The sequence below is a fragment of the Streptomyces sp. NPDC035033 genome (assembly GCF_040636735.1).
In the GTDB taxonomy this organism is placed as follows: domain Bacteria; phylum Actinomycetota; class Actinomycetes; order Streptomycetales; family Streptomycetaceae; genus Streptomyces.
Genome location: NZ_JBEZUZ010000168.1, coordinates 1 through 6,980 on the forward strand (window position 1 = coordinate 1; position 6,980 = coordinate 6,980).

Sequence of the window (6,980 nt, forward strand, 5' to 3'; positions counted from 1 at the left end):
ACCCCTCACCGCCCCTATGTTACTGCGGGGGGCACCCTGGGGAAGAGTAGCACACCGCCTAAAAATTTTCACCCACACCCCCCGGACTCTGTCCGGGGGTTGAGGCATTTCTGCGTTCTGGGACGCCGGCCTCCAAGGGAAAAGCTCCCGTTCCTGCGCTCCAGGGCGCAGGAACGGGAGCTTTTTTGTGTGAGGTCAGGGCGTGGGGGTGTGGGCGGCCTTGGTGAGTTCCAGGTCCAGGGCTTCTCGGCGGATGCGCTGGTCCACGTACAGGAAGACTGTGACGCCGGCCGTGATCGGGTAGGTGAGGGCGCTGCTGACGACTCCGCCGACGGCCATGACGATCAGATAGGTCCAGTCGGCCCCGGAGCCGGACAGGCCGCCGCCGGCGGCGAAGGCGATGGCGGTGAACGGGATCGTCAGGACCATGGTGAAGACCATGACGAGGAGCTGGGTCAGCAGCGTGATGCCGAAGATCCGCCACCAGGAGCCGTCGACCAGCTTCGCCGAGCGCTTCAGCGCGGGGACGATGCCCTGACGCTCCAGCATGAGGGCCGGGGAGGCCAGGCTGAAGCGGATCAGCAGCCAGACGACGGCGAGGAAGGCGACCGTACCGCCGAGGAAGGCGAGGGTCGCGCCGCCGGCGCCGCCGAGCAGCAGGCCGGGGAGCATGCCGACGGAGGCGAGGAGCCCGGCACCCAGCGGCAGGGCCAGGGACAGGACGAGCAGCTGGGGCAGCCGGGGGCTCGCCTCCCGCCACGCCTCGGCGAGCGTGACCGGACGGCCGAGTATGGCCCGGGCGGCCACGACGGTCAGCAGGGCGCTGATGAAGACCGAGGCGGCCACGGAGACCAGCGTGGTCGGGGCCAGCTCGGTGAGGGAGGCCCGGACGTAGGCCGAGAGGGCCTCCAGCTGCTCCGCAGGGGTCGCGTCGGTGTGCAGGGCCGGCGGATCCGCGGCGAGGTACCGCTGGACGAACACGAGGGCGGTCTGGGTGACGGCGGCCACGGGGACCGTGACGGCCAGCACCGTCCGCCAGTGGCGGCGGAGGGTCGTCACCGAGGCGTCGAGGATCTCGCCGACGCCCAGCGGGCGGAGCGGGATCACGCCCGGCTTGGGGGCCGCCGGGGCGCCGTGGCCGCCCCGGCCCCGCTGCGGGGGAGGGTTCCCCCAGGCGCGGCCGGGAGGCGGGGTCGGGGTCGGGCCGCCGGAGGGCGGGGACCACTGTCCGGCGGGCGGCTGGTCCTTCGACCACTGGGGAGCGGAGCTGCCCTGGCCGTCGGAAGGGGCGGATCCGGGCGGGGTCCAGCCCGGAGTGTCGTTCACGGTCGTCCACCTCGGGGAGTTCGGTCGCGGTGCCGGTCGGCGAACCGGCTCGGTCACGGCGGCCGTCCACGAGCGGGCGGCTGGCCGGCTGCCATCGTGCCACGGGGCACCCCGCCGCGGGCCGGTCGGAACGCCCCTCGGCGGCGGGGCCCCGGGGCGGGGTGCGGCCCGCCGGGGGCGGCGGAGGGCACGTACCGGGAGAACGGGACCGTCGCGGACGTGGGCGTCCGGCCCCGGGCGGGGTACGGTTCTGGGCGACCACGGGGGCCACGGGGGTGACATCACGTCTGGTATCGGCACCCACGGAAACCAGCGGCTCACGGCGCGCGACGAGACGTCACCGCAGGTCGGTGAGGTATCTCACCAGCCGCCTTGAGACTGATACGGAAATGGGATGATGTCGATATGAAGGGACGCGTTCTCGTCGTCGACGACGACACCGCACTGGCCGAGATGCTCGGGATCGTGCTCAAGGGCGAAGGGTTCGAGCCGTCGTTCGTCGCGGACGGCGACAAGGCTCTCGCCGCATTCCGGGAGGCCAAGCCGGACCTGGTGCTGCTGGACCTGATGCTGCCCGGACGGGACGGCATCGAGGTGTGCCGGCTCATCAGGGCCGAGTCGGGCGTGCCCATCGTGATGCTGACGGCCAAGAGCGACACGGTCGACGTCGTCGTGGGCCTGGAGTCCGGGGCCGACGACTACATCGTCAAGCCGTTCAAGCCGAAGGAGCTCGTCGCCCGCATCCGGGCGCGGCTGCGGCGCTCCGAGGAGCCCGCGCCGGAGCAGCTCACCATCGGGGACCTCGTCATCGACGTCGCCGGGCACTCCGTGAAGCGGGACGGGCAGTCCATCGCCCTGACCCCGCTCGAGTTCGACCTGCTGGTCGCCCTCGCCCGCAAGCCGTGGCAGGTGTTCACCCGCGAGGTGCTGCTCGAACAGGTCTGGGGCTACCGGCACGCGGCCGACACCCGGCTGGTGAACGTGCACGTCCAGCGGCTGCGCTCCAAGGTCGAGAAGGACCCGGAGCGGCCGGAGATCGTGGTGACCGTCCGCGGTGTCGGTTACAAGGCGGGACCGAGCTGATATGAGCATGGGCAGTACTGCTCCGGAGTCCCGGGACCCCGGGGGGCGCACGGGGCGGGCTGCCGGACCGGGACGGGGGCGCTCGCGTTCCGGCCGCCTGACGCGCGGCGGGGGGCTCCTCCAGGACGGCACGCCGCCGGGCGGACGGGTCTTCCGGATCGTCGCCCGGCTGGTGCGCCGGCCGCTGCTGCCCGCCGTACGGCTGTGGCGGCGCAACATCCAGCTGCGGGTCGTCGCGGGCACCCTCCTGATGTCCCTCGGCGTCGTCCTGCTGCTCGGCCTGGTCGTCATCGGACAGGTCCGCAACGGCCTGCTCGACACCAAGGAGGAGGCCGCCCAGATCCAGGCCGCCGGCGGTTTCTCCGCCGCGCAGGACCGGGCGGCGACCACGCCGTCCGAGCCGGGCCAGGACGGCGGCCGGGCCGGTTCCTCGGTGAACTGGCGCTCCACGCTCGTCGAACAGCTGGCCAGCGGCGGCCAGAGCGCCTTCAACGTCGTGGCGCTCTCCCTGGACTCCGGGGACACGGCCAGCCGGGGCGCCCGCGCCTCCGGCGAGGTCGACCCGGTCCGATCCGTGCCCGAGACCCTGCGGCACTCGGTCGCGCAGGGCAGCGGCACCTTCCAGAAGTTCGGGCGCATCCACTACACCAGCGACAAGCCGTCCGAGCCGGGCCTCGTCATCGGCAAGCGGCTCAACGACGCCGAGGGCAAGCAGTACGAGCTGTACTACCTCTTCCCGCTGAGCCAGGAGGAGGACTCGCTCGCCCTGGTCAAGGGCACCCTGGCGACCGCCGGACTGTTCGTGGTGGTGCTGCTCGGGGCGATCGCCTGGTTCGTGGTGCGGCAGGTCGTCACACCGGTGCGGATGGCGGCCGGGATCGCCGAACGGCTCTCCGCCGGCCGGCTCCAGGAACGGATGAAGGTCACCGGCGAGGACGACATCGCGCGCCTCGGCGAGGCCTTCAACAAGATGGCCTCCAACCTCCAGCTCAAGATCCAGCAGCTGGAGGAGCTGTCGCGGATGCAGCGGCGGTTCGTCTCCGACGTCTCGCACGAGCTGCGGACGCCGCTGACCACCGTCCGGATGGCGGCCGACGTCATCCACGAGGCCCGCGCCGACTTCGACCCCGTCACCGCGCGCTCCGCGGAACTCCTCGGCGACCAGCTCGACCGCTTCGAATCGCTCCTCTCCGACCTCCTGGAGATCAGCCGCTTCGACGCGGGCGCCGCCGCCCTGGAGGCCGAACCGATCGACCTGCGGCAGGTGGTGCGCCGGGTCATCGGCGGCGCCGAGCCGCTGGCCGAACGCAAGGGCACCCGGATCGTCGTCGTCGGCGACGAGCAGCCCGTCCTGGCCGAGGCGGACGCCCGCCGGGTCGAGCGCGTGCTGCGGAACCTGGTCGTCAACGCCGTCGAGCACGGCGAGGGCCGGGACGTCGTGGTGAAGCTGGCCGCCGCCGGCGGGGCCGTCGCCGTCGCCGTACGCGACTACGGCGTCGGCCTGAAGCCCGGCGAGGCCACCCGGGTCTTCAACCGGTTCTGGCGGGCCGACCCGGCACGCGCGCGTACCACCGGCGGAACGGGCCTCGGCCTGTCGATCGCCGTCGAGGACGCCCGGCTGCACGGCGGCTGGCTCCAGGCCTGGGGCGAACCCGGCGGCGGCTCGCAGTTCCGGCTCACGCTGCCGCGCACGGCGGACGAGCCGCTGCGGGGCTCGCCGATACCCCTGGAACCCGACGACTCCCGGCGCAACCGGGAACAGGCCGCCGCGGAGCGGACCCAGGACACCGGCCGGACCGCGACGGTACCGGCCCAGCCGGCGGGGGAGCGGCCCCCGCTGCCCCCCGTACCGCCGCGGATCCCGGAGCCGCCGCGGGCGGCCGTCGACCCGGCGGCGCTGCCCGGCAGCGGCGCCCGGGTGGTGGCCCGTACGGCGGCGGAGACGGGACACGGGCGGCGCACGGGCACGGACACGGGACACGGGCGGCGCACGGGCACGGACACGGGAACGGCGGGGAACGCGGAGCGGGAGGACGGCACAGGTGAGCGCTGACGCGCGGCGGACACGGGCGGGGCGGGGACGGAGCGGGCGCGCCGTGCTGCTCGCCGCCTGCGGCGGACTCCTGGCGACGGGCTGCGCCACCATCCCCGACAGCGGCGACGTCCAGGAGGTACGGGGGGCCAACCCCGGCGACTCGCAGGTGCGGGTCTACGCGGTCGCCCCCCGGGAGAACGCCAACCCGGACGACATCGTCGACGGCTTCCTGGAGGCCATGACCAGTGACGACCCCGGGTTCGCGACCGCCCGCAAGTACCTGACCCGGCAGGCCGCCGAGAACTGGAAGCCGGAGGAGAGCATCACCGTGCTCGCCACCGCGCCCGACCGCGAACAGGCCGACCGCAACGCCGACCCGGAGAACCAGGGCCGCACCTACCCGATCTCCGGCCGGACGATCGCCACCGTGGACCCCCGGCACGCGTACCGGCCGAAGAGCCCGGAGAACTACGCGCAGGCGATCCACGTGGTGCAGGAGACGGCCGCCGACGGCAAGGACAAGGAGTGGCGGATCGACAGCCTGCCGCCCGGTCTGGTGCTCGGCGAGGCCGACTTCCTGCGGAACTACCGCTCCGTGAACAAGTACTACTTCGCCTCCGGGGAGGACTGGCTGGTCGCCGACCCCGTCTACATCCGGCAGCGGCAGGACCCGGTCACCCGCATGGACCCGGTGACCCAGACCGTCAAGGCGCTCCTGGAGGGGCCCACGAGCTGGCTGCGGCAGGCCGTCGACGCGCCCTTCCCGTCCGGCATGGGATTGCAGAAGGGCGTCACCTCGCTGACCACGGACGACCAGTCCACGCTGCGGGTGCCGCTCGACGTGAAGGCCGACCGGTTCGGCGGCGAGGTGTGCCGGCGGCTGGCGGCGCAGCTGCTCGTCACGCTGGACGACCTGCCGTCGGTGCAGATCGACCAGGTGGAGCTCCAGGACGCCGACGACAAGGCGGTGTGCCGGCTCGGGTCCGGGCAGGCGGCGGAGTTCGAGGCCGTCCGGGACACCGGGCAGGACGAGACGCCGTACTTCGTCGACGGCGAGGACCGGATGAGGGCGCTCACCCCCGGCGGGAAGGACGCGGCCCGGCCGGCGGAGCCGGTGCCGGGGCCGCTGGGCAAGGGCACGGTGCCGCTGGGCTCGGTCGCCGTGGCCAGGGACGGCACCCGGGCGGCCGCCGTCTCCAAGGACGGCGGCACGCTGTACGTCTCCTCGATCACCACCGAGCAGGAGGAACTGCCGGCGGTGTTCAAGAGCGCGGCCGCCCCCGCGGCGGCGCCGGAGGACCGGCTCTCCCAGCCCAGCTGGGACGGGCGGGGCGACCTGTGGGTCGCCGACCGGGCCCCTGGTCACCAGCGGCTGGTGGTGGTGCCCGACGGCACCGGCAAGTGGATCGAGGTCCGCACGCCGTGGCTGACGGAGGACACCCGGGTCGAGTCGCTGCGGGTCTCGGCCGACGGGGTGCGGATCGCGCTCCTGATCACCCGGGACGGCCGGACCACCCTCCAGATCGGGCGGATCGAACGGCAGGACGGCGCCGACGCGCAGGTCGTGTCCGTCGAGGGCCTCCAGGCGGCCGCGCCGCGCATGGAATCGGTCTCGGCCGTCTCCTGGGCCGGGCCGAGCCGGCTGGTCGTGGTCGGCCGGGAGTCCGGCGGCGTGCAGCAGATCCGCTACCTCCAGACCGACGGCTCCACCTCCGCGAGTTCGGTCCTCCCGGGGCTGAACGGGGTCAACGCGGTGGCCGCGCCCTACGAGGAGAGCGAGCCGCTGATCGCCGCCTCCGGCAACGACGGCATCGTGCGGCTGATGCCGGGGGCGAACTGGCAGCCGGTGGTGAAGACCGGGACCGCGCCGGTCTATCCCGGGTAGTCGGTCGGTCGGTCTTGGCTGATCGGCCCTGGGGGGTCGATCGGTCCCTGGGTGGTCGGTCGGACCTGGGTGGTCGGTCCCGCCCCGGGCGGCCGGTCCGTCCGGGCCGCCCGGTGGGGGGCCAGGCGGGGAATTCAGGTGGGGGGCTCCGGTGAGGAGCCCCCTTTCCGTTGTCCACAGGGCGTTGTCCACAGGGGTGGCGGGGGCTCCCGGCTGCGGTCAGAGTGGAGGCATGCGGGGCTGGTGGCGCGAGATCTCCGGGCTGGTGCTGCCCGTCGACTGCGAGGGCTGCGGGGCACCCCGGACGGGGCTGTGCGCGCGGTGCGCGGGCGCCCTGGCCGGGACGGGCGCCCGCCGGGTGCGGCCCGTGCCGGAGCCGCCGGGGCTGCCGGTGGTGCGGGCGGCCGTGCCGTACGACGGGCCGGTACGGGAGCTGCTGATCGCCCACAAGGAGCGCGGGGCGCTGGGGCTCGCGAGGGTGCTGGGCGGGGCGCTCGCGGGGGTGGTGGAGGCGGTGGGGGAGGGGGAGGGGGCGGGGGGCCCGCTGCTTCTGGTGCCGGTGCCGTCCTCGCGGCGTGCGGTACGGGCCCGGGGCCACGATCCGATGCGGCGGATCGCGCTGGCCGCGGCGGCGCGGCTGCGGCGGGCGGG

General features: G+C 74.1%; 4 protein-coding genes and 1 pseudogene. 4 read left to right on the top strand and 1 reads right to left on the bottom strand.

The features are described from left to right. Positions 1 to 195: 195 nt before the first annotated feature. Complete coding sequence (locus tag AB0E83_RS34460) at positions 196 to 1,326, bottom strand: hypothetical protein (RefSeq protein ID WP_362120617.1); 1,131 nt, start codon at positions 1,324 to 1,326, stop codon at positions 196 to 198. A 405-nt stretch (positions 1,327 to 1,731) separates the two neighbouring features. Here AB0E83_RS34460 and mtrA point away from each other — a divergent pair, with 405 nt between their 5' ends. The 4 genes and pseudogenes from mtrA to AB0E83_RS34480 form a co-directional block, all read left to right on the top strand. Next, entirely contained in the window at positions 1,732 to 2,409 is a 678-nt protein-coding gene (gene mtrA / locus AB0E83_RS34465) for a two-component system response regulator MtrA (protein ID WP_030498730.1), read from the top strand. Between the two features lies 1 nt (position 2,410). Next, complete coding sequence (gene mtrB / locus AB0E83_RS34470) at positions 2,411 to 4,462, top strand: MtrAB system histidine kinase MtrB (RefSeq protein ID WP_362120619.1); 2,052 nt, start codon at positions 2,411 to 2,413, stop codon at positions 4,460 to 4,462. Continuing rightward, the gene (locus tag AB0E83_RS34475; RefSeq protein ID WP_362120621.1) at positions 4,452 to 6,329 is read left to right on the top strand and encodes an LpqB family beta-propeller domain-containing protein; all 1,878 of its coding nucleotides are present in this window, start codon (positions 4,452 to 4,454) and stop codon (positions 6,327 to 6,329) included. The genes mtrB and AB0E83_RS34475 overlap by 11 nt, the downstream gene beginning before the upstream one ends. A gap of 232 nt (positions 6,330 to 6,561) precedes the next feature. Then, a pseudogene (locus tag AB0E83_RS34480) lies at positions 6,562 to 6,980 on the top strand (ComF family protein); the annotation flags it as partial.